Source organism: Cupriavidus sp. 96C5-1, from assembly GCF_057798855.1.
The window spans coordinates 28,694-50,410 of sequence record NZ_JBYOJU010000052.1 but is presented as its reverse complement, the minus strand read 5'-3'; the positions used below and the strand labels follow the sequence as shown (position 1 = coordinate 50,410).

The window sequence follows — 21,717 nt, the reverse complement described above, 5'->3', positions numbered from 1 at the left end:
GCCTGATTGTCGTGACGCTCGGAACCACCAGCCGGCCACTACGTTTAAATCCACAACTTGCGCCTTCTGAATAACGGATCGGGCGGCTTCACGACCATACGGGTCGTGGCCGCGCTAAAATCTCCAAGAAATTGCACACAAGATAGTGCGAGCCCAAGCGAGACCATGAATGCATGGCTGATCGAGAAAACAATGATCCGGGGGTTATGTGAAGTCAAAAATCAGGCTGCCGATTGTCGCCCGGCTTAGTATTCGCAACTACTCGCTTTACCCTGGAATCGACAATCGCGGATTGGACCTTGAATTCCCCTCAGGGATCACAGTCCTTGCCGGTATCAATGGCGTCGGTAAGACCACGTTGCTAAATCTGCTCATGCGGATGTTGCTTGGGCCGCTGGAGCGAGCCAAAGCAGATCGTGACCTGAGCCGGATCAGCAAGCGTGAGCTTGTGCTGGACAAGCGCTTCTCGTTCTTCGCGGACCGCGTGCCTAAAATGCTCGATGACAACGCTACGGCGACGCTTGATTTTACCGTAGGGGACCGGGCTATAACGGTGACTCGTTCCCTCGGGACGATGGCACTGAAGTCCGTCAAGGTAAACGGCAGGAGCCGCTCCGTTACGACGGAGCTTCAGTTTTCAGAGGAAATGGCGAGGCTCTGCGGGCTGGCGTCCTCTTACGACTATCATGTGGTGATACGCTATCTTCAGTTTTTCACCGAAGAGCGGCAGCCGATATTGTGGTCCGCGGCGATACAGTACGAGTTCTTTAAGATTCTTTTTCTTGACCGAGCTCTAACGGAAGAAACGAACAAGACCTTCGCATCCATCCAGCGGCTGGATTCAATCTATCGCAATCGTACTCACCAGCTGAACGCTCGTGAAGATCGGCTTAAAAAGAGCCATGCTGCAGCCTTGGCGGTACAAAATATCGATGACCTCCTCACCCGAATCGAAGCTGCGAAGGTTGCGCGCAGTACTGCTGCCGAAGATCACCTGAAGCACCAAGAGTTCGTCGCAAGCCTGCAGTCACAAGCTCGCGATCTTGATATCGAACTCAATCAAGCAGAAGCAACGCTCGCTGACCTCGAAGATGAACTGGAAAACGCCGACGCGACGTTCATCGCACAGGCCCTCCCAACTATCGACGACAAGGCTAGGTTCCTGATGGCCGGACTCAGTTCGGGTCAGGGTTGTTTCGTCTGCGGAAACCGAAATCGAAGTCAGCGACAGACCATCGCAAAACAGCTCAAAGAGGGTAACTGCTTCGTCTGCCACCATCCAATCGCGGGCCGTGGCAAGAGCGCTGATGTTAAGCACCTGGCCGCCGCGCAAGTGCGCACTCTGGAAAAAAAGGTCGAAGAGATCAGGGCGATCGCCGCGGCAATCGACACCAAACGCGACGCTGTATCAAAACAGATCACACCAGCGCTTCAGGCGCTTCGTCAATCCTCATCAAGGAATTTGGCGGCAGAGATGGCACTCGGCATGCTGCAAGCGCAGCTACCTGACCCGCCAGAGGCATCCAGAGCATTGGAAGCTGAATTGAACGCGGAGCGCGCTGAACTAGACCTGATGGATAGTCAGCGCAAGGCACTGACCGAGCAGTACCGCGAACTCATAAAACGCGGGCGTGAGCAGGTTGAAATCTTCAAAGAGACCCTGCGCACAAAGCTGACTGCCTACGCCGAAGCGTTTCTTCAAGAAACAGTGGCGGTTCAATTTGATGCGAGAGACAAAATGAAGATCGCCACTGGCGCCGGCCGGGTTGGTATTCCATCGTTCTCGATCCTCATGACATCAAGCACTCACGAGGTTCCGAAAGAGCGCTTGACGAGCGATAACGTCTCTGAATCGCAGAAAGAATTTCTCGATCTCGCGTTTCGCATGACACTCCTCGAAATGGTCTGCGCGGACGGCGCAACAACGTTAGTCATCGAGACCCCAGAAGCCAGCCTGGACAGCTGGTTCATGCTCCGCGCAGCGGCGCTCATGCGTCGGTTCGCCCCAGCGGATTCTGGTCCTGTGCGTAATCTGATTGCCACGTCGAATCTCAATGGTACTGCGATGATCCCGGCCCTCCTCGGCCGCGTTGGTAAGGACGGAAAGCCGCGACGCGGCAGCAAGACCACCGGTGCGCAACTCATCGATCTACTACAGGTGACCGCCAAATCGAACACATTGAAGGAAGGCGCGGCAAGGGCTTTGCTTGAAGAAGAACTGGGTAAGTTCCATGGCTAAGATGTCCTACTCAATACCTAAGAGTGCACAGGAACGGTTGCGGTTTTCGCGCTGGGTCCTTTTCACGATCAATGCTGCAGAAGCAGCTGGCATTGGCCAACTGACTCGCATGCAACTGCATCTTCTGCTGTTCATGTCGTTTGCTTCATGCCGGTTCTACGGGATTGAGCCGCTGCGTCAACGGGCACGACGAACCAAGCAGGGCCCCTACTACCGTGCCGCACACTTTGCACTAGGGGCATTGACCTTATCGGGTTTGGTGGAGGTGTCGAAATTCTCCGCGCATCAATCTTCGACGCACTTGCAGTTCGAGGGCAGTTTCAGTGCAACCGTCGCGGGTCTGGAAGTCGGCCGATATCTGCGAAGCACGCAGCGCGGAGAAGCGCTCTACGCCTTCCTGCTGGATCTCTGCCTTGGCGTCGTCGAAGGCGCTTGGCACGACGAGCGCACCCGGGGTCGTCAAGAACGCAGTGGCCTTGACCGAGTATTCGAGCAGGACCTCACGTACCTGGAGGCGTTGGATCGTCCGGGGAATGTGCTCTTTATTGAGGAGTCCCTTGACCACACGACACCGACACTCACCGGCCTTCGGCAGATCAGGAAGTACCTCGAGGGAGAAGCCTTCGTCAACCGTCGTGACGTGCTGACTGTCTACCAGCGGCTGCTTCGGAAGAAGGCAGCCTGATATGAGCCAGCAAAGCATGATCAAGCGTCAGGACATTGCTGGTCTCGATGCAGGACTGTCGCTTGTTTCAGGGTCGGCGCAGGAGCGGTTCTTCCAGGCGCTGGTCGACTACTTCATTCAATGGTCGGCGTGCCACGCGACCTCGATTTCGGCCGGACACATCAAGCCCGATCGAGCGCTCTTGGTGGTGTATTCGGAATCCCCCAAACTTGAGCCTGGCATCCCGACTGGCGTCAGTGTGAATCCGACCGAAGTTTTTGCCGCACTGCTCACGCTGGACGACGGCGTCGCAGTTGCAGTTGAGAGCCTTAGCGAGGTGATTCAGCACGTACCTCAATTCAACAACGGGGCAACCGAGGCCTTCCAGTTTGTGCGCGAACACCTTAAGGCTGATCAGACGTTTGCATTGTTGATGCTCGGCCAGAGCCGGATGCTGGTGCATGACAAAGGCGTCCCGATCGACGAATGGATGCACAAGCCTCGAACGATCAAAGTCGAGCAGCTCGACGAAGCTGCAATTACACCCGAACTGATTGGGCAGCAGCTGGATGAGTTCCACAACGAAGCACTGGCCTCACACAGAGGCACCATAGCTCGACTAATGTGGCAGATCGAAGAGGAGCCAACCCTGTCAGTTCTCAGGCACAAGCCCGAGCTCCACGTGCAGTCCGGGTTGCTGACGTATTTTCGCGGCCTCTATCGAAACAAGGTCGCTACCGTCGACGAAGAAGTGACGCTGACCGAAGGGCGCGTAGATGTCAGGATCGTACGCTTCGATCAGGCCAAACAGCGATTTATCACGATGATCGAGCTCAAGGTTCTCGATCCCAAAAACAGCGATCCAAAGAACTTGGAGTGGGCTCACAAAGGGATTGAGCAAGCACATGGCTACAAGAAGACCAACTACGCGGAAGCCGCGTTTGCATGTATCTATGACGCTCGGAGAAGCAAGGCCGACCAGATGCCCACGCTGAACCCCGATGCCAACGCTAAGGATGTCCTGCTCAAGGTGCAGCCCATGGAAGTACCTGACCCAAGGCCGCTGAAGAAAGGCAAGAACGGGGCTGCCACCAGTACGATGCCTCCCAAAGGCTCTCGCGCCACCCCGACTGCCAAGAAGGCTGCTAGTGGTTCGGTGGCAAAGAAGCAACCAGCTGCCAAAGGCGCACCGAAGAAGCCCTGAACCGGGAAGGCATTGTAGTGGCACGCCGCTCGGTCGGACGTTTGACGAAGCTACGGGCTTGCGTGGTGCAGTTCGCGGTAAGCGAGTTCGCACGACGATTCCCGTTGTGACTGCGCCGCGCCCACTGGACAGGGACAGCCGGCAGTTCACGGCTGATCGGCCGAATCAGCTCTGGGTATCGGATTCTAGTGTGCCGCAGCAAGCGGCGTAGGAGATGAGGGTATGGCCCCTCGCCATCGGCTTGCAGGAGCGGGTGGCAAGCCACCATGAGCGGCTTGGGTCAAAAGCCCCGGTCGTGAGCGTCATGGAAAAGGCGTCGTGAAGACGTCAGGTATGGATCGAGGAAGACGAACAACCGTGAACTGCCGTTCAAGTGTCGAAAGTACTCAGACGACATCAAAACCGGGGAGTGATGTTGCCCCGCGATCAGCCGGGACGATACCTGCTTACGGTCCCGGCGGTGTCCGGTATAGAGGCAGCGTCAGCCCGATCCGGGCTCTTACGTTGAACTGCGGGAACCTTCGGTGGCGATGCCAAGCGAAAGGCACAAGCCGGATAGGCGAGGCCGAAAGTAGTGATGCGCCAGCAAGGGGCGGAGCAGCTCGTAGTAGTGTTGAAGCCGCTGTAATGGCGGTGAAGCGAAGGGGCTGCGTCATCCCGGTCTGGGGTCGTGTCAACTGCGCAAGCAGGAGGAGCACGACCGCGTGACCAAGCCGTATGACATTCCCAAGGTGTTAATCTGGGAGGCATTCAAATGTGTCAAAGCGAACGGCGGCGCCGCAGGCGTCGACCGTGAATCGATCGAGCAATTCGAAAGTCGCTTGGGCGACAACCTGTACAAGCTATGGAATCGACTCTGTTCCGGCAGTTACTTCCCGCCGCCGATCAAAGGGGTCCCGATTCCGAAGAAGTCAGGTGGTGTGCGCATGTTGGGCGTGTCCACGGTTGCTGACCGGGTGGCGCAGACGGCGGTCAAGCTCCTGCTGGAGCCGCAGATCGACCCGATGTTCCATCCAAACTCCTATGGCTATCGACCTGGGCGCTCTGCTCATGACGCGATTGTCTTGGTGAGGCGGCGAAGCTGGGAGTACGACTGGGTTGTGGAATTCGATATCAAGGGTCTCGTTGACAATATCGACCATGATCTGCTCATGCGCGCGCTCAAGAAGCACTGCCAGACCCCATGGGTTCTCCGGTTTGTCCTTGCGTTGCTGCTTTGGGAGCAACGCGGTCACGAGCCCTGCGGACTCGTACGCTTTGAGCCACTTGTACAGGGTGTTTGCATGCAACCCGAATTCGGCGGCGCGTGCGACAACGTGGTCTCGCGTCCGTCCCCGCTGACCGAGCAGTGGCAGGATGATCGCCTGACGGCGTTCGGCTTCCGACCAGTCGGGTTCTGGCACCGACAGCAAGTCCGGTCGGAGTGCCTCGGGCAGGGGCTGGACGACCTGCAAGTCGGCGAGCTTTGCGCGGACCACTTGCTTGGTTTCAAGGTCGCGCAGCAGTACTTCATCGAAATCCACAGCTTGCGCGATGCGGTGCGGGCGGCCGAGGAACATCACCTCCTCGCCCGGAACGAGCGACATCGTGGCCGGGGTGCTCATACTGGCCGGCTCCAGATAGGTGATGCCATGGTCAATTTCTCGTCTAGGCTCGCTCCGATTTGGCGCGTTCCCACCAAGTACCACAGTGTCGGGATCAAAGCCGCGCGATGCCATTCATCTCGGCAACAGGCCGGCCGGAGTTGTATGACGCATGGTGGCAAGCTGATCGACAAGCAACGCCATGTGGCCCTCTTCGTACGAACGGCAGCAGGAAAGCGGCGTTGTCGAGGTACGGCGTGCGAATCTCGACCTCGGTCACGATCTTGAAGCGCCAACAGTGCTCCCGGGCATACTTGATCGCCGCCTTGTACTTCTGGCGCAGTTCGGATCGGTCAGTACGCTGGTCACCCCGGTATTTCACCTCGTACAGGACAGTTCGGCACGGAAGGCCGTGAGACTTGAACGTCACCAACACATCCGGCGTGTAGCTTCGAGGGCGACCTTGGTCGTCAGACCAATCGAGGGTTATCGGCTGCACCTCGAAGCGCTCGACCGAGGGATCGAATTCCAGCAGTGCAATGAAGTCCCGCTCCAGTGTGGACTCGAACATGGCCGCACCCTCGGCTTTGCGGTGGGCGGCAATACCGGTTACGTTCTGATAGTTCTTGGGTATCTTCCGGACGGGCATATTTCTCTCGTGCGCTACACGACACGCTCCCTGGCTCCAAGGAAATTATGGGATCCAAGGGCGGTCAGTCGCGAAGATCATTGTAATTTCTGGCAATTTTTCACTTACGGTACGAGAGAGCGATGTAATTGTCATTCGCCTGACGAGCCAAAGCCGTCCGCAATGACGACGGTGTGAACCGCTGGCGCTAAGCGAAGCCGCCAGGATGCGCCAGAACCATCGGCAATGACGATGGCTGTCACTCCCCCTCCTCACGGCGAGAGGGGAGGCCACCAGCGCAGATCCAACGTTGTCAGCAGACCGGCCGGTATCCACCCGGCCGTTTTTTTGTCCGCGGCACCCGCTGCAGACCTACCTGGCGTTGCATGCGCGCCACGGCCAGACCTGTTTCCCCCGATTTTTTTTCTCCTGCGCAAGTCCGCGCCGGCGAGCCCGCGCGCGCCGGAATCGCACCGGACTGGTTCGTCGCGGGAGCCGCGCCGGGCACCCTTGCACCGGTTGAATTCGCACGTCCTTCGAGCCGCACCAGGACAGGGCGCAGCATTGGCCGCCCGCAAACACGAGGGCGGGAAACCCTAGGGTCTACACCTAGTCCCAGCATCTTATTGTTTGGTTATCATGAATTTATCGACAAATTGTCGATGAAAAAATATTCTGCTCACGGACCGGGTCGCAGCCGGCGTCGCGCCTGACTAGTCCAGTGCGCCCGCCTACACTGCAAGACAGGTCCCCCTGCCCGTGCCTTCCATGACCCCATGTTCCGTTCACCGCCTGGCCGAGCGCGCGCTGCTGTGCAGCGTGCCGCCGCCGGCCTCGCTCGATGTGCAGCGACGTATCTGGGCCATGGCGCAGCGTGCCGCGGAATGGCGGGGCGTGGTCGATGCGGTGCCGGGCATGAACAACCTCACCGTGGTGTTCGGCCCCGACGCCGATCCCGAGGCGCTGGAGCGCAACCTGAAGCTCGCCTGGGCTTCGGGCGAGGCACGCGCGGCCACGGGCAAGCTGGTTGAGATTCCCGTGCGATATGGCGGCGAATACGGGCCCGACCTGGCCGAAGTGGCCGCGCATACCGGCCTCTCGGTGCAGGAAGTGGTGCGCCGCCACAGCGAGGGCGAGTATGTCGTGTACTTCCTCGGCTTCCAGCCTGGCTTCGCCTATCTGGGCGGCATGTCCCCGTCGCTGGCCACGCCGCGCCGGCGCGAGCCGCGGCTGTCGGTGCCGGCCGGCTCGGTCGGTATCGGCGGCGAGCAGACCGGCATCTACCCGGCCGCCGCGCCCGGCGGCTGGGAGCTGATCGGGCACACCGCCAGCGAACTGTTCCTGGCCGACCGAGATCCGCCGTCCTTGTTGGCGCCGGGCGATACCGTGCGATTTGTCGTAGAGGAAGTGCTGCCGTGAGCCATCTTTCCGCCGTCTCCTGCGCCGTTCCCTGCGCCGCTTGCACGCCCGCGCCCGGTCGCCAGCCTTGCCGTCTTGCCGGGGCGGCGCGGAGGGCCTTCGCGTGATCGAGATCATTCGTCCCGGCGCGCTGGCCTCGGTCCAGGATCTCGGCCGTCCCGGCTTTCGCCGCTTTGGCGTCGGCACCGCCGGTGCACTCGATACGGTCGCGCTCACCATCGGCAACCGGCTGCTCGGCAACCCCGCGGCAGACGCCGCCATCGAATTCACGCTGGGCCGCGCCGCCGTGCGCTTCCACGCCGACATGCGGGTCGCGCTGACCGGCGCCGAATGCCGGGCCAACCTCGACGGCCTGCCGGTGTGGTCATGGCATGCCTTCGACGTGCGCCGCGGCGAGACGCTGACGCTGTCGGCCGCGCAGGGCGGCACCCGCACCTATCTGTGCGTGGCGGGCGGGATTGCGGTGGCGCCCGTGATGGGCTCGCGCAGCACCGACCTGAAGGCCGGCTTCGGCGGCCTGGACGGCCGTGGCCTGCGCGAGGGCGACCGGCTCGACGCCGGCCGTCCCGGCGTGGCCGACGACAGCGACTGGCTGGGCGTGCAGGCCCCGGCCTGGGCGCTGCCGGTGAAGAAGCTGGGCGACGCGATGCCGGTCCGCATGCTGCCCGGCATCGAATACGAAGACTTCGATGCCGCCGCGCGCGAGGCGCTGTGGCAGTCCGACTGGATCGTCACGCCCAACAGCAACCGCATGGGCCTGCGCCTGCAAGGCCCGGCGCTGGCGCGCCAGCCCGGGCAGGGCGCCGACCTGCTCTCGCACGGCGTGCTGCCGGGCGTGGTGCAGGTGCCGCCGGCCGGCCAGCCCATCGTGCTGATGGCCGATGCCCAGACCACCGGTGGCTATCCCAAGATCGGCGTGGTGATCGGCGCCGACCTGTGGCGGCTGGCGCAGGTGCCGCTGGGCGCGCCGGTGCGCTTCGTGCGTGTCTCGCTGGATGAGGCCGCCGCCGCGCAGGCCGGGCTGGACCGCTACCTGCAGCAGGTGGACCAGGCGCTGCGGTGGCAGGGCGACGGCATGGTGATCGCATCGCGGCGGCGCACGCGCAGCCGCGCGGCGGTGGCCTGAGCCGCAAGACGACGCCCTTCCCCCGGATTCAAGATCAACACAGGCCGCAAGACCGAAGAGGAGTAACGCAATGCATATCGACCTGAACGCCGACCTCGGCGAGGGCTGCGGCAACGACCGCGAACTGCTGGCACTGATCAGCTCGGCCAACGTGGCCTGCGGCTGGCATGCCGGCGACGCCGCCACCATGCTGCAGACCGTGAAGTGGGCGCTGGAGCAGGGCGTGGCCATCGGTGCGCATCCGAGCTATCCGGACCGCGAGAACTTCGGCCGGACCGAGATGCAGCGGGATCCGGAGGTGGTGTACGCGGACGTGCTGTACCAGATCGGCGCGCTGGCGGCGATGGTGCGCGCGCAGGGCGGGCAGCTGGCGCACGTCAAGCCGCACGGCGCGCTCTACAACCAGGCCGCGAAGGATGCCAGGCTGGCCGATGCGATCGTGCGCGCCGTGCGCGACTTCGATTCGGACCTGGTCTTCTTTGGCCTGGCCGGCAGCGTGATGGTGAAGGTGGCGCGCGAAGCCGGCCTCAAGGTGAAGGAAGAGGTCTTCGCCGACCGCGGCTACAACCCGGACGGCTCGCTGGTCAAGCGCGGCACGCCCGGCGCGCTGCACGAAGACGAGGACGTGGCCCTGGGCCAGACGCTGGAGATGGTGCGCGAGCAGCGCGTGCGCGCCATCGACGGCAGCTATGTACCGATTCGCGCCGAAACCGTGTGTCTGCACGGCGACGGCGCACACGCGCTTGCCTTTGCGCGCCGCATCCGCGAGCGGCTCGGCGCCGAAGGCATCGCAATCCGCGCCGGCGGCTGAAGGGGCGTACCACGCGTTAATCGCAACGGACGCGCCCCCAGGCTTCCGGCATTCACTGTGACCCGCGCGACGTCGAGCGGCATGACGCGGCGCGTGGCACTCGCCTCCATCACACTCTATTGGTGTCTCTCATGGAACAGGCAGTCAATCTCTGGCCCCTAGTCGGGGTCGGCATCATCATCCTCGGCTTCGTGCTGCGCTTCAATCCCATGATGGTGGTGGCGCTTGCCGCCATCGCCACGGGGCTGGCGGCGCCCATGCCGGTCATGCAGATTTTCACGGCGATCGGTACCGCCTTTGTCAAGACGCGCAACCTGCCGCTCATCATCCTGCTGCCGCTGGCGGTGATCGGCCTGCTCGAGCGGCACGGGCTGCGCGAACATGCGCAGGCGTGGATCTCGCGCATTGCCTCGGCCACGGTCGGGCGCTTGCTGATCGTCTATCTCGGCGTGCGCGAACTGACCGCCGCGGTGGGCCTGACCAGCCTCGGCGGCCATCCGCAGATGGTGCGTCCGCTGCTGGCGCCGATGGCCGAAGGCGCGGCCGAGACCCGCTTCGGCAAGCTGCCCGAGCCGGTGCGCCAGCGCGTGCTGGCCTTCTGCGCGGCCACCGACAACGTTGGCCTGTTCTTCGGCGAGGACATCTTCGTGGCCTTCGGCGCCATCGCGCTGATGCACACCTTCCTGCTGTCCTCGAATATCGACGTGGAACCGCTGCATATCGCCGTGTGGGGCATCCCCACCGCGATCTGCGCCTTCCTGATCCACGCAGTGCGCCTCAAGCGCCTGGACATGTGGCTGGAACGCGAGGTGGGCGGCGGCAAGGCTGCCACCACGGCCGGCGCTGCCGCCACGGCCAAGAGCGGGGAGTAAGCCATGATTATCTCGATCGACTATCTCTACTGGCTCGCCGGCCTGGTGCTGGCCATCACCGCGCTGATGACCTTCGCCGACCGCGAGCATCCGCGCCGCCTCAGCACGGGTTTGTTCTGGGCACTGTATGCGCTGGTCTTCCTGATCGGCGACAAGCTGCCGCCGGCCATCGTCGGCATCGGCGCCGTGGTGATGGCGCTGATCGCCGGCTTTGGCGGCGTTGGCCACGGCAAGCACAGCACGCTGCCGGAAGCCGAGCGCCGTACTTCGGCCAAGCGCCTTGGCAACAGGCTGTTCATCCCGGCCCTGCTGATTCCGCTGGTGACCGTGATCGGCACGCTGCTGTTCAAGGACGTGAAGCTCGCCGGCCTGGCGCTGCTCGATCCCAAGAACGTCACCTTCGTCTCGCTTGGCATCGGCTGCCTGGTGGCGCTTGGCGTGGCATGCTGGCTCACCCGCGACACGGTGGTGCAGGGCGTGCGCGAATCGCGCCGGCTGACCGAGTCGCTTGGCTGGGCGCTGGTGCTGCCGCAGATGCTCGCCATGCTCGGCCTGGTGTTCGCGGATGCCGGCGTGGGCAAGGCGGTGGCGCACCTGACCACGGCTTATATCAATATGGACTACAGGCTGGTGGCCGTGGTGGTGTACTGCGTGGGCATGGCGCTGTTCACCGTGATCATGGGCAATGGCTTTGCCGCCTTCCCGGTGATGACCGGCGGCATCGGCGTGCCCATCCTGGTGAACATGTTCCACGGCAATCCGGCGGTGATGGCGGCCATCGGCATGTTCTCGGGCTACTGCGGCACGCTGATGACGCCGATGGCGGCCAACTTCAACATCGTGCCCGCCGCGCTGCTGGAGCTGGACGACAAGAACGCCGTGATCCGGGCGCAGGTGCCAACCGCGCTGATGATCCTGGTGGCCAATATCGCACTGCTGTATTTCCTCATGTAAGAACGCGGTCCCGCCGCGAAAGTTTGGCCAGGGGCCCGGGCAACCGGGCTTCCGGCCAGGAGTCCCTGCCATGCGTACCGTGCTGCTGACCGGCTTCGAGCCGTTCGAGAGCGAACCCATCAATACTTCCTGGGAGGTCGTGCGCGCGCTCGACGGCGAGCGCATCGGCGGCACGCCCGATGGCGCCGATGCGGCCGTGATCGTCGCGCGCCAGTTGCCTTGCGTATTCGGCGCGGCCAACGACGCCATGGCGGACCTGCTCGATGCGCTGCAGCCCGTGCTGGTGGTCGCGGTGGGGCAGGCGGGCGGGCGCCCGGACATGTCGGTCGAGCGCGTGGCAATCAATGTCGACGACGCGCGCATTGCCGACAACGCCGGCGCCCAGCCCATCGATACCCGTATTGCCGAGGACGGACCCGCGGCGTATTTTTCCAGCCTGCCGATCAAGGCCATCGTGCGCCGCATGCGCACGGCCGGCGTGCCGGCCTCGGTGTCGCAGACCGCCGGCACCTTCGTCTGCAATCACGTGTTTTACGGGCTGATGCACTTGCTGGCGACGCAGAGCGTGCCGGCGGGCGTGCGCGGCGGCTTCATCCATATTCCCTATCTGCCAGAGCAGGCCGCGCGGCATCCGGGCCAGCCCAGTCTGGCGCTGGCCACGATGGTCGACGGCTTGCGCTGCGCGGTGGCCACCGCGCTGTCGACGCAAGACGATATCCGCGAGCAGGGCGGCCAGACGCACTGAGGCGCTCAAGCCTGCGGCGGCGGCGTGTCGTCGTTGGCGGCAGCCTGCGCCGCCGCCTGCCGTCGCGCCTTGCGCCGCGCGCGCCGCAGGCTGCGGCGGTCCAGCTGGAATTGCTCGAAGCGCCAGATCAGGTAGAACAGCGCGAGGAACGGCCACATCCATCCCAGCCATTGCGACAGGCTGTTGAAGTGGATGAAGCGGCCCAGCCGCCAGCCCTGTTCGGAGATCCACGAATACGGGTTGGCCGGCAGCAGGTTGGCCAGCACCACCAGCAGCAGTAGCACGGCCAGCGCCATCGCGCCACGCAGCCAGCGTGGCAGCCGCAACAGCAATACCAGCGCCAGCGAGCCGGTCAGCAGGGCGAAGCGCCCGCCCTCGGACAGCCAGTTGAAGGCATTGTCGTCGGGAAACTGCAGTTCGGCCACGGTGGCCTTGAGCAGCAGCGTGCCGGCCAGCAGGGCGGCCAGGATGCGCAGCATCGGCGCATGGCGGCGCATGGCGATCGAGGCGAACAGCCCGGTGCCGACCCATCCGCAAGCGGTCACCAGCGATTCCAGCAACTGCTGTCCCTGCACGTCGTCGGGCCGCAGCAGGCCAATGCCCTCGATCACGTCGGGCAGCGTCGGAAACACATTCTGCAGCCACTGCACGGGCCAGGAGTCCGGGTCGGTCAGCCACTCGCGCACGATGGCGCCCATGCCGAACAGGTGGTCCTGCGGGAAGATCTGCGCGAACGGCCACAACAGGATCAGGATGATGGCAAAGCTGGCGTGCGGCTCGAACCAGGCCAGGCGCAGCTGGCGCAGCCAGCCGCGGTCGATCAGCGCGGCGGCGAAGGGTGCCACCACCGCGCCGCCCAGCAAGGCCCCCAGCGCATTGGTCATCAGGTCGATATTGGACGAGACGCGGTTGGGCAGCCAGGTCTGCAGCGCTTCCATGGTGCCCGACAGCAGCGTGCCTGCGACCAGTGCCAGCAGCGTGGCGCGCCAGCCGGAGACGCGCGGGTGCAGGGCCAGCACCACCAGCGCGCCGAAGGGGCAATAGCCAAGCACATTGGTGATGAGGTCGAACTGGGTCAGGTAGCGCGGCTTGGGCGCGGTGAGGAACGCCAGCGGCGAGATGCCGTTGTCGGTCCAGCCGGTGAACGGGTGCAGGCTGCCGTAGATCACCAGCAGCGTGAAGCACAGCAGCCCTACCCGCGCCAGCGGGGAATGGCGCGGCGGGGGCTGCGGTACGGGAGGCGGCGTGGGAGCCGATGCCATGCGAAACCGGCTTACCGCAGCGGCAGCGTGGCCACCCAGTCGAGGATCGCCGCGATCGCGGCATCGCTGCCGGCGGCCAGCGCCTTGACGCCGCCGGCGCCGTCGGCGGTGGCCGCGGGCTGTGCCACCACGAAGGTCTTCTGCCCGATCAGCCCGTTGCGGAACACGGTCGCGCGCACCCGGATCACGCCGCGGCTGGCGCTGGCGCTGTCGAACACCTGCTCGAACTCCAGCATGTCAATCTTGAGCGCGGGCGCGGCGGTATCGCCGAACCAGGTCAGTGCGCCGCGCGAGGCCACTGCCTCGCGCAGGCGATCGTCGAACAGGCGTACCGGCGACATCACCCAGCGCTGCGTGGCATAGGGCTGCAGGCGCTCCGCCTGGGTGTAATGCAGGCGGTAATAGAGCGAGTTGCCGTCCAGCCAGGCGGGGCCGTCGGTCTGCGCCACGCGCATCTTGGGCAGCGGCGTGGATCCGGGGGCTGCACCGGCGGGCGGACCCAGGTCATAGGTGATGACGGGGGCGGAGGGCGTGAGCGCGCAGCCGCCCAGCAGCAAGCCGGCCAGTGCCATGCAGGCGGCCAGCCGGCGCGGCAGGCCGGCAGTCCCGGAAAGATCCGGCCGGAGTTGGACGTGATGCATCATGGCTTGCCTCGGTTTGCCTGTAGGGCTCGGATTGCTCGAAGGATGCGGCGCGCCAGCCTGGCGCGCCAGGCGTGGAGCGATTGCGCGGGGGTGCGGCATGGTGGCTCCCGCTTCGGCTCAGGGTGCCTGGAAGCCAGGCTCGCCCGGGCCCGGCGTGGCCGCGGGGCCGCCAAACAGCACGCTGCGCGGGCTGTCGTTGAACTGGCTGGCGGCGCGGTCGATGCTGCGCATGGTCTGGCGCGCGTCGCGCGCGAGCCCGTTGACCTGCGGCAGCGTGTCCTGGGTGACGCCGCCGGCGGCGGACTGCACGGAATCGGCGGCGCCCTGGAGGTCGCGGCCGACGCGGTCGACGGTGCGCATCACGGTGCCGTTCGGGCTGGCCAGCTCCTGGGTCAGGCGGCGCGTCGAGGCCAGCGTGGCGTTCAGGTTATCGGCGACCTGCGGCAACTGGCGCACGGCAGGGTCGATCGCGCTGGCCAGGCGCGAGTAGTCGTCCGCGGTCTTGTGCACCGAGCGGATCGCGTCCATCAGGTCGCGCCGGTTGTCGGCCTGGAACATATCGTTGAGCGAGCCCATGATCGTTTCCAGCTGCGTCAGCAGCGAGTCGCCGCGCTTTTCCAGTTCCTCGAAGAAACCTGCCCGCATGGCGATGCGGGCCACCGACTTGGCGGAAGTCTGCAGGCGTGGCGACGGCGCCCCGCCGCCCTCCTGCGCGGTGGTGTCGTCGAGCTGCACGTAGCCGATCCCGGTCACACCCTGGAAGCCCAGCGTGGCATAGGTAGTGCTGGTAATGGGGGTGTCCTGGTTGACGCTGATGCGCACGATGATCTGGCCGGGCACGGCGGGATCGAAGCGGATCGACACGACTTTGCCCACGTCCAGCCCACGGTATTTGACGTCGGCCTGCGGCCCCAGCCCGTTGACGGTGGAGCGGGTGATCAGGTCGTAGGGCACGCGCACGGCGTGGTCGCTGCTGAACCAGAAGATAGCGAACATCACCAGGATGGCGAGGCCGATCGTGAACACGCCGGCCAGGAAGGCGTGTGACTTGTTTTCCATCATGCTTCTCCAGATTGCGGGCCCGCGGGCGCCGCCATGGGCGCCGCGGGCAGTGCCTGCATGGCACGCTGCCCGCGCTCGCCCAGGAAATATTCGCGGATGAACGGGTGGTCGATACGGGCCAGCTCCCGGATCGGCAGCGCCGCCAGCACCTTGCGGTCGGCCAGCACCGCGACGCGGTCCGACAGCGCCACCAGCGTGTCGAGGTCATGGGTCACCATCACCACGGTCAGGCCCAGCTCGCGGCGCAGTTCGCGGATCAGCGCCACGTAGTCGTCCGAGGCCATCGGGTCCAGCCCGGCGGTAGGTTCGTCCAGGAACACCAGCTCGGGTTCCAGGGCCAGGGCCCGCGCCAGCGCCACGCGCTTGATCATGCCGCCGGACAGGTCGGACGGCATCTTGTCGGCGTCGCGCGCCGACAGCCCCACCAGTTGCAGCTTGAGCAGCGAAGCCGCGCAGATGAGATCGTCGGGCAGGCTGCGAAGTTCACGCAGCGGCAGGGCGATATTGTCGATCACCGATAGCGCGGAAAACAGCGCGCCGCGCTGGAACTGCAGGCCCCAGCGGTTGCGCAGGGCTTGCAGCCGGGCGGCGTCGAGCCGCGTCAGGTCCTCGCCGAACACGCGGATGGTGCCCGAGGTGGGCCGGTCCAGCCCCACGATCTGGCGTAGCAGCACGGTCTTGCCGGTGCCCGAGCCGCCCACGATGGACAAGACCTCGCCGCGGTAGACCTCGAGGTTGAGGTCGTCGTGCACCACCGCCTCGCCAAAGCGCTTGACCAGGTTGCGCACCTCGATCACGGTGGTCCGTCCGGCCAGCGGCCGGGCGCCGGCAGCCGGGGGCGTGGCATCGATAGCGGTTGTCATAGGCCGATATCCTTGAACAGGATGGCGAAGATCGCATCGGCCACGATCACCACGGTGATCGAGGTCACCACCGACGCAGTGGTGCCTTCGCCCAGGCTGCGCGTATTGGGCTGGATGCGCAAGCCGAAGTGGCAGGCGGTGAGCGCGATCAGGATGCCGAATACCACCCCCTTGCCCAGTCCCAGCCACAGGTTGGCGACCGGCACCGCATCGGGCAGCGCGCGCAGGAAGAAGGCCGCGCTGATATCCAGCTGGAAGTGGGCCGCCAGCATGCCGCCGGCCAGCGCCAGCACATCGGTCCAGGCCACCAGCAGCGGCATGGCGATGGCCAGCGCGATCACGCGCGGCATGATCAGCCGGAAACCGTGCGAAATGCCCATCACGCGCATGGCGTCGAGTTCCTCGGTGACCCGCATCACGCCGATCTGCGCCGTGATCGCCGAGCCCGAGCGGCCGGCGATCAGGATGGCCGCCAGCACCGGGCCCAGCTCGCGGATCACCGCCATGCCGAGAATGTTGACGATAAAGATGCTGGCGCCAAAGATGCGCAACTGGTTGGCCGACAGGTAGGACAGCACGATGCCGATCAGGAACCCCACCAGCGCGGTGATGCCGAGCGCCTTGTAGCCGACGTTGTAGATATTGGCCGAGATCTCGCGCCAGGGGCCGCGCTGCGGCGCGCGCGCCAGGCGCAGCAGGTCGAAGGTCAGCTGGCCCAGCATGGTCACGCCATTGCCGAGCTGCGAGAACATCGACAGCAGGGAAGCACCCAGCAGCGTCACCGGGTTGAACCGGTCCACCATGTGCTTTTTCCAGTTCTCCCGGCGCAGGCCGGCAATGCGGGAGAAGACGCGGCGCTGGGCCTCGTTGGCCTCGATCCGCTCGGGCAGCTTGCCGCCCCATGCCTGCCACATCAGCTGCGCGCCGATATGATCGAGCCGGCCGAGGCCGGCAAGCGACCAGCGCGAGTCCGCTGCAATGGCGTGCAACTCACCGCGTAGCGCGCGGGCATGGTGGCAGTCGGAGAGGGCAAGCGCGGTCCAGTCGCCGCGCAACCGCACTGTGGCCGCTCCGTCCAGGCGCGTCACTTCAATGGCTGGCGTGGTAATGCTGTCCAAAGGATGGGGGGATGTGATGGGCAAGTCCCGATTCTATGCCACCCGCAGGGTCAACGGGCGCCGGCACCGCCTCCGCGGTGGATTCGCGCAGCTACAATGCGGGCTGGATTTCCCGCGCGGGCGCTGGCAGCGCAGGCCTGGCCCCGTTCCGGCCGCGCTGGCGAGACGTTGCGAGATCTTGCGTGCCTGCGCCGCCGCCGCGTGTTGTCCGTGCTGTTTCAGGCTCTTTCCGTAGCCTTGCGTGCCTTCCGCGCTTTCTAGTGCCTTTTGCGTTGCCCACTGCCGATCCGATCCGCATGTCCACTGACCATTCTCCGCCGCCGCCCGCCTCGCCAGCCCAGGCCTGGCGCATCGATCCCGACCGCTTGCGCGCCGCGCTTACCGGCGCCGCGCGCGGCTGGTCCCTCGAGGTGGTCGACGAAACCGGCTCGACCAATGCCGACCTGACGCTGGCCAGCCGCAGCGCGCCCTGGACCGAGGCCGGCAAGCTGCGCCTGGCCTACCGCCAGACCGCCGGGCGCGGTCGCCAGGGCCGTCCCTGGCAGGGCCAGGCCGGACTGACGTTCTCGGTGGCGCTGCCCTTGCCGCTGGCGCCGGCGCAGCTCAGCGGGCTGAGCCTGGCGGTGGGGCTTGCGCTGGCCGAGGCGCTGGCCGCCTGCGATGCGCGGTTGGGCGCGGCCGTGGGGCTGAAGTGGCCGAATGACCTGCAGATCGACGGCCGCAAACTGGCCGGTATCCTGATCGAATCGGTGCCGGCCGGCCCGCAGCGGGTCTGGGCGGTGATCGGCATCGGCCTGAACCTGGTGCGCGACGCGCAAATGGAGGCCGCGCTCGGGCGCGACCTGGCCGGTGTGACCGAATTCCTGCCGGACTGCGATCCCACCGCGCTGCTGGCCGCCGTGCTGAACCGGCTGGCGGCGATGCGCGAGGCATTCCTGGCGCAGGGCTTCGCGCCAATGGCGGCCCGCTGGTCGGCGCGCGACGCGTACCGCGACCAGCCGGTGCGCCTGCTGCACGATGGCCGCGTGCAGGCCGAGGGCCTGGCGCGCGGCGTGGACGGCGAGGGCCACCTGCTGCTGGAAACGCCAGCGGGCCTGGAGCGCATCGCCAGCGGCGAAGTCTCGCTGCGCCCCGCGGACGACGCCACGGGTGCGGGAGCGGGTGTATGAGCGCGTCTTCCGCGGGCATGCCGCGCGTGCCGCAACTGCTGATCGATATCGGCAACACCCGCCTGAAATGGGCGTGGTGCGAGGATGCGCGGCGCGGCGCCGTGCTGCGCGAGGCGCCGCTGCCCACGCCGTGGCAGCACGGCGGCGCAGTGGCGCACGACCAGCTGGCCGCGCTGGTGGCGCAATGGGCCTCGCTGCGGGCTGCCGATCCCGGCGGCGCGCAGCCGCTGGTGTGGGTCAGCAATGTGGCCGGCGCGGCCATCGCCGCCAGCCTGCAAGCCACGCTGGGCACCGTGTTCGGCGCTGGCACCGGGGTGAACTGGGTACGCTCGGGCCCGCGCTTCGGCGGACTGGCCAACGGCTACCGCGATCCCGCCCAGCTCGGCGTCGACCGCTGGATCGGCAGCATCGGCGCGCGTTGCTACCGGCCGCAGGGGGCGCTGCTGATCGTGACCGCCGGCACCGCCACCACGCTCGACGTGGTGAGCGCGCAGGACCGTTTCGAAGGCGGACTGATCCTGCCGGGGCTGGACCTGATGCTGGGCGCGCTGGCGCGCAATACAGCCCAGCTGCCGGCGCTTGGTGTCGGCGATACCGGGCTGGCCGCGCCCTGGGCCGACAACACCCGCGATGCCATTGCCGCCGGTTGCCTGGCGGCGCAGGCCGGTGCGGTGGAGCGCACCTGGCGTGCCCTGGGCGAACGCGGCCCGGTCCGTTGCCTGCTGTCCGGCGGCGCGCGCCAGGTGCTGGCAAATGCGCTCTCCATGCCGTTCGAGATGCACGATAATCTCGTGCTGCTGGGCCTCCATGTGATGGCCTCGCAAAGCCGGAGCGGCACCCCGGACTGATTCTCCGGCAAGCCCTCCGGCAACCGTTCCCAAGCCCGACGATCCCCCCGCATCGCCCCCATGCTCCAACGAAGCCTGTTCATCCTGCTGGTCCTGCTCAACGCACTGCTGCTGGCGGCCGTGCTGGGCGCGTTCGGTCCACAGCCGCTGGCCGGCTGGATGGAAAGCGAGCGGGAGCCCGAACGCGCCACGCAGCAGGCACGCCCCGAGCGCTTCCGCCAGATGAAGCAGCAAGAGGGCGCCCGGCCGGCATCGCCGTCCGGCGCGGCACGCATCCAGCGCGTGGCGGCAGCGCCGGCGGCGGAGGCCGCAGTGGCGGCTCAGGGCGCCAGTGCAACGCAGGCCGCGGCGTCCGCCGTGGCTTGTGTCGAGATCGGCGGCTTCAGCGGGGAGCTGGTACGCCGCGTGGCGGATGAACTGGCGGGCGCGCCGGCCGGTGCCTGGCGCGTGGAACAGTTCGAGCGGCGGGAGCAGGCGCGCTGGTGGGTCCACCTGCCGCCGCAGCCCTCGCGCGAGAACCTGCAGCGCAAGCTGGGCGAACTGCGCCGGCGCAATATCACCGACGTGTCGGTGGTCAGCGCGGGGACGCCTGAAACCTATACGGTCTCGCTGGGCTTGTTCGAGGAGCGCGAGCATGCCGAGCATTTCCTGGACAACCTGCGCGAACATGGCGTGCGCACCGCGGTGCTGAGCGATACGCCGCATGCGCTGACGCGCCAGTGGCTGCGCGTGCGCAATGCCGACCAGGCGCTGCGCACCCGGCTGGACGAGATGCGCCGGCGCTACGGCGTGCAGGATATGCTGAGCTGCGCCTGATAGCCGGCGCATTCACACCTTCGATGCCGCGTGCGCGGCCTGCGCTTCCCGGGCGGAAGCGCTGCCGGTTCAAGCTCAGGCGCCCTGGCGGACCTTGTTCAGCAGCTTGGTGGTGGAACGGTCGTGCAGGAAGGCGATGGCGTGGGCCTGGCCGCCCCAGCTGCGCACCAGGCGCGTTTCTTCCAGCGTATCGATATCGTAATCGCCGCCTTTGACGTAGATGTCCGGACGCACCAGGCGGATCAGCTCGACCGGTGTCTTCTCGCGGAACATCGCCACCAGGTCCACCGACGCCAGCGCCGCGATCAGCGCCATGCGGTCAGTCTCGTGGTTGAGGGGACGGTCGTCGCCTTTGCCGAGCATGCGCACGGAGGCGTCGCTGTTGACGCCCACCACCAGGCTGGCGCCCAGCGCCCTGGCTTGCGCGAGGTAGCTGGCGTGACCGCGGTGGAGGATGTCGAAGACGCCGTTGGTGAAGACGATGGGGCGCGGGAGCGCGGCCAGTCTTTCGGCCAGCGCTTCGGGGGAGTCGGGGGGGACCAGTTTGGCTTCGAAGTCGGGGGTGGACATGGGGTGGGGTTGCTGGTTGGCGGGTTGGGCGGTATGGGAGCGTTTGCTGCGCGCAGCCTCCAGGTCAAAAGCTTAACTTCAAATCCACTGAGGCCCGCTTCACGCGCACCCATTCCAGCCCTGTTCCCAAAAAAACAAAGCCCCATCGGAGGATGGGGCTTGTCCCGCCGGCGGCAAGCCAAAAAAAACCGCCGCCAGCCAAAGCAGTGCAAACGACTATGCCTGCGCCGGCTGCGCCCCGCCTGCCGCCTGCAACCGTGCGTTCAGTTCTTTCCGGTAACGGTTCAGGTCCTGCACCGTCTCGAACGTGCGTTCGAACAGCAGCGACATATTGTGCAGGATGCGTTCGATGACCTTCTTCTCCCAGCCTTCGTCGAAGCGGATCTGCTCGTCCAGCCAGTGCTCGAGCCAGTCCGGATCCGGCAGGCGCGATTGCACGGTGTCGTTGGGGAACAGCGCCTTGTTGACGTGCAGGTTGGTCGGGTGCAGCGGCTTTTCGGTGCGGCGGGCGGAGGCCATCAGCACGCCGATCTTGGCGAAGGCCGAGCGGGCGCTGTCGCCGAACTGGTTCAGGTATTTCTTCATGTAGCGCAGGTAGGCGCCGCCGTGGCGGGCTTCGTCCTGCGACAGGGTGCGGTAGATCTGCTTGATCACCGGCTCGGTGTGCCATTCGGCGGCACGGCGATACCAGTGGTTGAGGCGGATCTCGCCGCAGAAATGCAGCATCAGGGTTTCCAGCGGCGGAGCCGGGTCGAACTCGAAGCGCACGGCGTGCAGCTCTTCCTCGGTCGGCACCAGGTCCGGGCGGAAGCGGCGCAGGTATTCCATCAGCACCAGCGAATGCTTCTGCTCTTCAAAGAACCAGATGCTCATGAAGGCCGAAAAGTCGGAATCGTGGCGGTTGTCGCGCAGGAACATCTCGGTGGCGGGCAGGGCCGACCATTCCGTGATGGCATTCATGCGGATCGTCTTGGCCTGGTCGTCCGTGAGCAGGCTCGGGTCGAAGGAATCCCAGGGGATGTCCTTGTCCATGTGCCAACGTACCGCTTCCAGCGATTTGAACAGTTCGGGGTAGAGCATGGTAAGCCTTTGAAATTACGGGCAGATTCTACCAGATGCG

20 protein-coding genes and 2 pseudogenes are annotated in these 21,717 nt (G+C 65.6%); 14 read left to right on the top strand and 8 right to left on the bottom strand.

Annotated features, from left to right (window positions below; genetic code table 11):
• Nucleotides 1–208 precede the first annotated feature (208 nt).
• The 5 genes and pseudogenes from AC3FOF_RS37665 to AC3FOF_RS37645 all read left to right on the top strand — a co-directional run.
• Nucleotides 209–2,239 carry an AAA family ATPase gene (locus tag AC3FOF_RS37665; protein ID WP_488729507.1) on the top strand — a complete coding sequence of 677 codons (2,031 nt, stop codon included), beginning with the start codon at nt 209–211 and terminating at the stop codon, nt 2,237–2,239.
• On the top strand, nt 2,232–2,924 hold the full coding sequence (locus AC3FOF_RS37660) for a hypothetical protein (protein WP_488729506.1): 693 nt from the start codon (nt 2,232–2,234) through the stop codon (nt 2,922–2,924). Before AC3FOF_RS37665 ends, AC3FOF_RS37660 begins: the two co-directional genes overlap by 8 nt.
• 1 nt (nt 2,925) lies before the next feature.
• Nucleotides 2,926–4,107: a hypothetical protein gene (locus tag AC3FOF_RS37655; RefSeq protein WP_488729505.1), complete on the top strand. Its 1,182-nt coding sequence runs from the start codon at nt 2,926–2,928 to the stop codon at nt 4,105–4,107.
• Nucleotides 4,104–4,291: pseudogene (locus AC3FOF_RS37650) on the top strand (IS3 family transposase); the annotation flags it as partial. The gene AC3FOF_RS37655 and the pseudogene AC3FOF_RS37650, both read left to right, overlap by 4 nt.
• Nucleotides 4,292–5,033: 742 nt before the next feature.
• A pseudogene (locus tag AC3FOF_RS37645) lies at nt 5,034–5,327 on the top strand (reverse transcriptase domain-containing protein); the annotation flags it as partial.
• 478 nt (nt 5,328–5,805) lie between these two features.
• Here AC3FOF_RS37645 and AC3FOF_RS37640 read toward each other — a convergent pair.
• Nucleotides 5,806–6,339, bottom strand: coding sequence for a Tn7 transposase TnsA N-terminal domain-containing protein (locus AC3FOF_RS37640; protein WP_488729504.1), 534 nt, complete (start codon nt 6,337–6,339; stop codon nt 5,806–5,808).
• Nucleotides 6,340–7,086: 747 nt separating this feature from the next.
• Between AC3FOF_RS37640 and pxpB the strand changes: the two genes are divergently transcribed.
• From pxpB to pcp, 6 genes are all read left to right on the top strand, one after another.
• Nucleotides 7,087–7,737: a 5-oxoprolinase subunit PxpB gene (gene pxpB, locus AC3FOF_RS37635; protein WP_488729503.1), complete on the top strand. Its 651-nt coding sequence runs from the start codon at nt 7,087–7,089 to the stop codon at nt 7,735–7,737.
• 103 nt (nt 7,738–7,840) lie between these two features.
• Nucleotides 7,841–8,863, top strand: coding sequence for a 5-oxoprolinase subunit C family protein (locus tag AC3FOF_RS37630; RefSeq protein ID WP_488729502.1), 1,023 nt, complete (start codon nt 7,841–7,843; stop codon nt 8,861–8,863).
• A gap of 70 nt (nt 8,864–8,933) precedes the next feature.
• Nucleotides 8,934–9,674: a 5-oxoprolinase subunit PxpA gene (gene pxpA, locus AC3FOF_RS37625; protein WP_276268388.1), complete on the top strand. Its 741-nt coding sequence runs from the start codon at nt 8,934–8,936 to the stop codon at nt 9,672–9,674.
• Nucleotides 9,675–9,805: 131 nt separating this feature from the next.
• On the top strand, nt 9,806–10,546 hold the full coding sequence (locus AC3FOF_RS37620) for a DUF969 domain-containing protein (RefSeq protein ID WP_017230201.1): 741 nt from the start codon (nt 9,806–9,808) through the stop codon (nt 10,544–10,546).
• A gap of 3 nt (nt 10,547–10,549) precedes the next feature.
• The gene (locus AC3FOF_RS37615; protein ID WP_017230202.1) at nt 10,550–11,500 is read left to right on the top strand and encodes a DUF979 domain-containing protein; all 951 of its coding nucleotides are present in this window, start codon (nt 10,550–10,552) and stop codon (nt 11,498–11,500) included.
• 70 nt (nt 11,501–11,570) lie between these two features.
• Complete coding sequence (gene pcp, locus AC3FOF_RS37610) at nt 11,571–12,245, top strand: pyroglutamyl-peptidase I (RefSeq protein ID WP_488729501.1); 675 nt, start codon at nt 11,571–11,573, stop codon at nt 12,243–12,245.
• A gap of 5 nt (nt 12,246–12,250) precedes the next feature.
• On the opposite strand, the gene AC3FOF_RS37605 is transcribed toward pcp, so the two are convergent.
• The 5 genes from AC3FOF_RS37605 to AC3FOF_RS37585 form a co-directional block, all read right to left on the bottom strand.
• Complete coding sequence (locus tag AC3FOF_RS37605) at nt 12,251–13,507, bottom strand: VanZ family protein (protein ID WP_488729500.1); 1,257 nt, start codon at nt 13,505–13,507, stop codon at nt 12,251–12,253.
• An 11-nt stretch (nt 13,508–13,518) separates the two neighbouring features.
• Nucleotides 13,519–14,079 (bottom strand): ABC-type transport auxiliary lipoprotein family protein, encoded by a 561-nt coding sequence (locus tag AC3FOF_RS37600; RefSeq protein ID WP_276266115.1) that lies wholly within the window; start codon nt 14,077–14,079, stop codon nt 13,519–13,521.
• A 189-nt stretch (nt 14,080–14,268) separates the two neighbouring features.
• On the bottom strand, nt 14,269–15,213 hold the full coding sequence (locus AC3FOF_RS37595) for an MlaD family protein (protein ID WP_488729499.1): 945 nt from the start codon (nt 15,211–15,213) through the stop codon (nt 14,269–14,271).
• Entirely contained in the window at nt 15,210–16,076 is an 867-nt protein-coding gene (locus AC3FOF_RS37590; RefSeq protein ID WP_488729498.1) for an ABC transporter ATP-binding protein, read from the bottom strand. The genes AC3FOF_RS37595 and AC3FOF_RS37590 overlap by 4 nt, the downstream gene beginning before the upstream one ends.
• The gene (locus tag AC3FOF_RS37585; protein WP_035809700.1) at nt 16,073–17,194 is read right to left on the bottom strand and encodes an MlaE family ABC transporter permease; all 1,122 of its coding nucleotides are present in this window, start codon (nt 17,192–17,194) and stop codon (nt 16,073–16,075) included. The genes AC3FOF_RS37590 and AC3FOF_RS37585 overlap by 4 nt, the downstream gene beginning before the upstream one ends.
• A 296-nt stretch (nt 17,195–17,490) precedes the next feature.
• Between AC3FOF_RS37585 and AC3FOF_RS37580 the strand changes: the two genes are divergently transcribed.
• The 3 genes from AC3FOF_RS37580 to AC3FOF_RS37570 are packed head-to-tail and all read left to right on the top strand — an operon-like array spanning nt 17,491 to nt 20,027.
• Nucleotides 17,491–18,363 carry a biotin--[acetyl-CoA-carboxylase] ligase gene (locus AC3FOF_RS37580; protein WP_488729497.1) on the top strand — a complete coding sequence of 291 codons (873 nt, stop codon included), beginning with the start codon at nt 17,491–17,493 and terminating at the stop codon, nt 18,361–18,363.
• Entirely contained in the window at nt 18,360–19,211 is an 852-nt protein-coding gene (locus AC3FOF_RS37575; RefSeq protein WP_488729496.1) for a type III pantothenate kinase, read from the top strand. The genes AC3FOF_RS37580 and AC3FOF_RS37575 overlap by 4 nt, the downstream gene beginning before the upstream one ends.
• 60 nt (nt 19,212–19,271) lie before the next feature.
• A complete protein-coding gene (locus AC3FOF_RS37570) occupies nt 19,272–20,027 on the top strand; it encodes an SPOR domain-containing protein (protein ID WP_488729495.1) in 756 nt (251 codons plus the stop codon).
• 75 nt (nt 20,028–20,102) lie between these two features.
• Here AC3FOF_RS37570 and rfaE2 read toward each other — a convergent pair whose 3' ends face one another.
• Nucleotides 20,103–20,597, bottom strand: coding sequence for a D-glycero-beta-D-manno-heptose 1-phosphate adenylyltransferase (gene rfaE2, locus AC3FOF_RS37565; RefSeq protein ID WP_017224021.1), 495 nt, complete (start codon nt 20,595–20,597; stop codon nt 20,103–20,105).
• A gap of 216 nt (nt 20,598–20,813) precedes the next feature.
• Nucleotides 20,814–21,677, bottom strand: a complete 864-nt coding sequence (locus AC3FOF_RS37560) for a ferritin family protein (protein ID WP_017224020.1) — start codon at nt 21,675–21,677, stop codon at nt 20,814–20,816.
• Between the last annotated feature and the right edge of the window lie 40 nt (nt 21,678–21,717).

Bases quoted from the DNA above. Each gene is read 5' to 3' on its own strand.
- AC3FOF_RS37660 (WP_488729506.1), top strand. From the start codon at position 2,232: ATGGCTAAGATGTCCTACTCAATACCTAAGAGTGCACAGGAACGGTTG.
- AC3FOF_RS37655 (WP_488729505.1), top strand. From the start codon at position 2,926: ATGAGCCAGCAAAGCATGATCAAGCGTCAGGACATTGCTGGTCTCGAT.
- AC3FOF_RS37640 (WP_488729504.1), bottom strand. From the start codon at position 6,339: ATGCCCGTCCGGAAGATACCCAAGAACTATCAGAACGTAACCGGTATT.
- pxpB (WP_488729503.1), top strand. From the start codon at position 7,087: ATGACCCCATGTTCCGTTCACCGCCTGGCCGAGCGCGCGCTGCTGTGC.
- pxpA (WP_276268388.1), top strand. From the start codon at position 8,934: ATGCATATCGACCTGAACGCCGACCTCGGCGAGGGCTGCGGCAACGAC.
- AC3FOF_RS37620 (WP_017230201.1), top strand. From the start codon at position 9,806: ATGGAACAGGCAGTCAATCTCTGGCCCCTAGTCGGGGTCGGCATCATC.
- AC3FOF_RS37615 (WP_017230202.1), top strand. From the start codon at position 10,550: ATGATTATCTCGATCGACTATCTCTACTGGCTCGCCGGCCTGGTGCTG.
- pcp (WP_488729501.1), top strand. From the start codon at position 11,571: ATGCGTACCGTGCTGCTGACCGGCTTCGAGCCGTTCGAGAGCGAACCC.
- AC3FOF_RS37605 (WP_488729500.1), bottom strand. From the start codon at position 13,507: ATGGCATCGGCTCCCACGCCGCCTCCCGTACCGCAGCCCCCGCCGCGC.
- AC3FOF_RS37600 (WP_276266115.1), bottom strand. From the start codon at position 14,079: ATGGCACTGGCCGGCTTGCTGCTGGGCGGCTGCGCGCTCACGCCCTCC.
- AC3FOF_RS37595 (WP_488729499.1), bottom strand. From the start codon at position 15,213: ATGATGGAAAACAAGTCACACGCCTTCCTGGCCGGCGTGTTCACGATC.
- AC3FOF_RS37590 (WP_488729498.1), bottom strand. From the start codon at position 16,076: ATGACAACCGCTATCGATGCCACGCCCCCGGCTGCCGGCGCCCGGCCG.
- AC3FOF_RS37580 (WP_488729497.1), top strand. From the start codon at position 17,491: ATGTCCACTGACCATTCTCCGCCGCCGCCCGCCTCGCCAGCCCAGGCC.
- AC3FOF_RS37575 (WP_488729496.1), top strand. From the start codon at position 18,360: ATGAGCGCGTCTTCCGCGGGCATGCCGCGCGTGCCGCAACTGCTGATC.
- AC3FOF_RS37570 (WP_488729495.1), top strand. From the start codon at position 19,272: ATGCTCCAACGAAGCCTGTTCATCCTGCTGGTCCTGCTCAACGCACTG.
- rfaE2 (WP_017224021.1), bottom strand. From the start codon at position 20,597: ATGTCCACCCCCGACTTCGAAGCCAAACTGGTCCCCCCCGACTCCCCC.
- AC3FOF_RS37560 (WP_017224020.1), bottom strand. From the start codon at position 21,677: ATGCTCTACCCCGAACTGTTCAAATCGCTGGAAGCGGTACGTTGGCAC.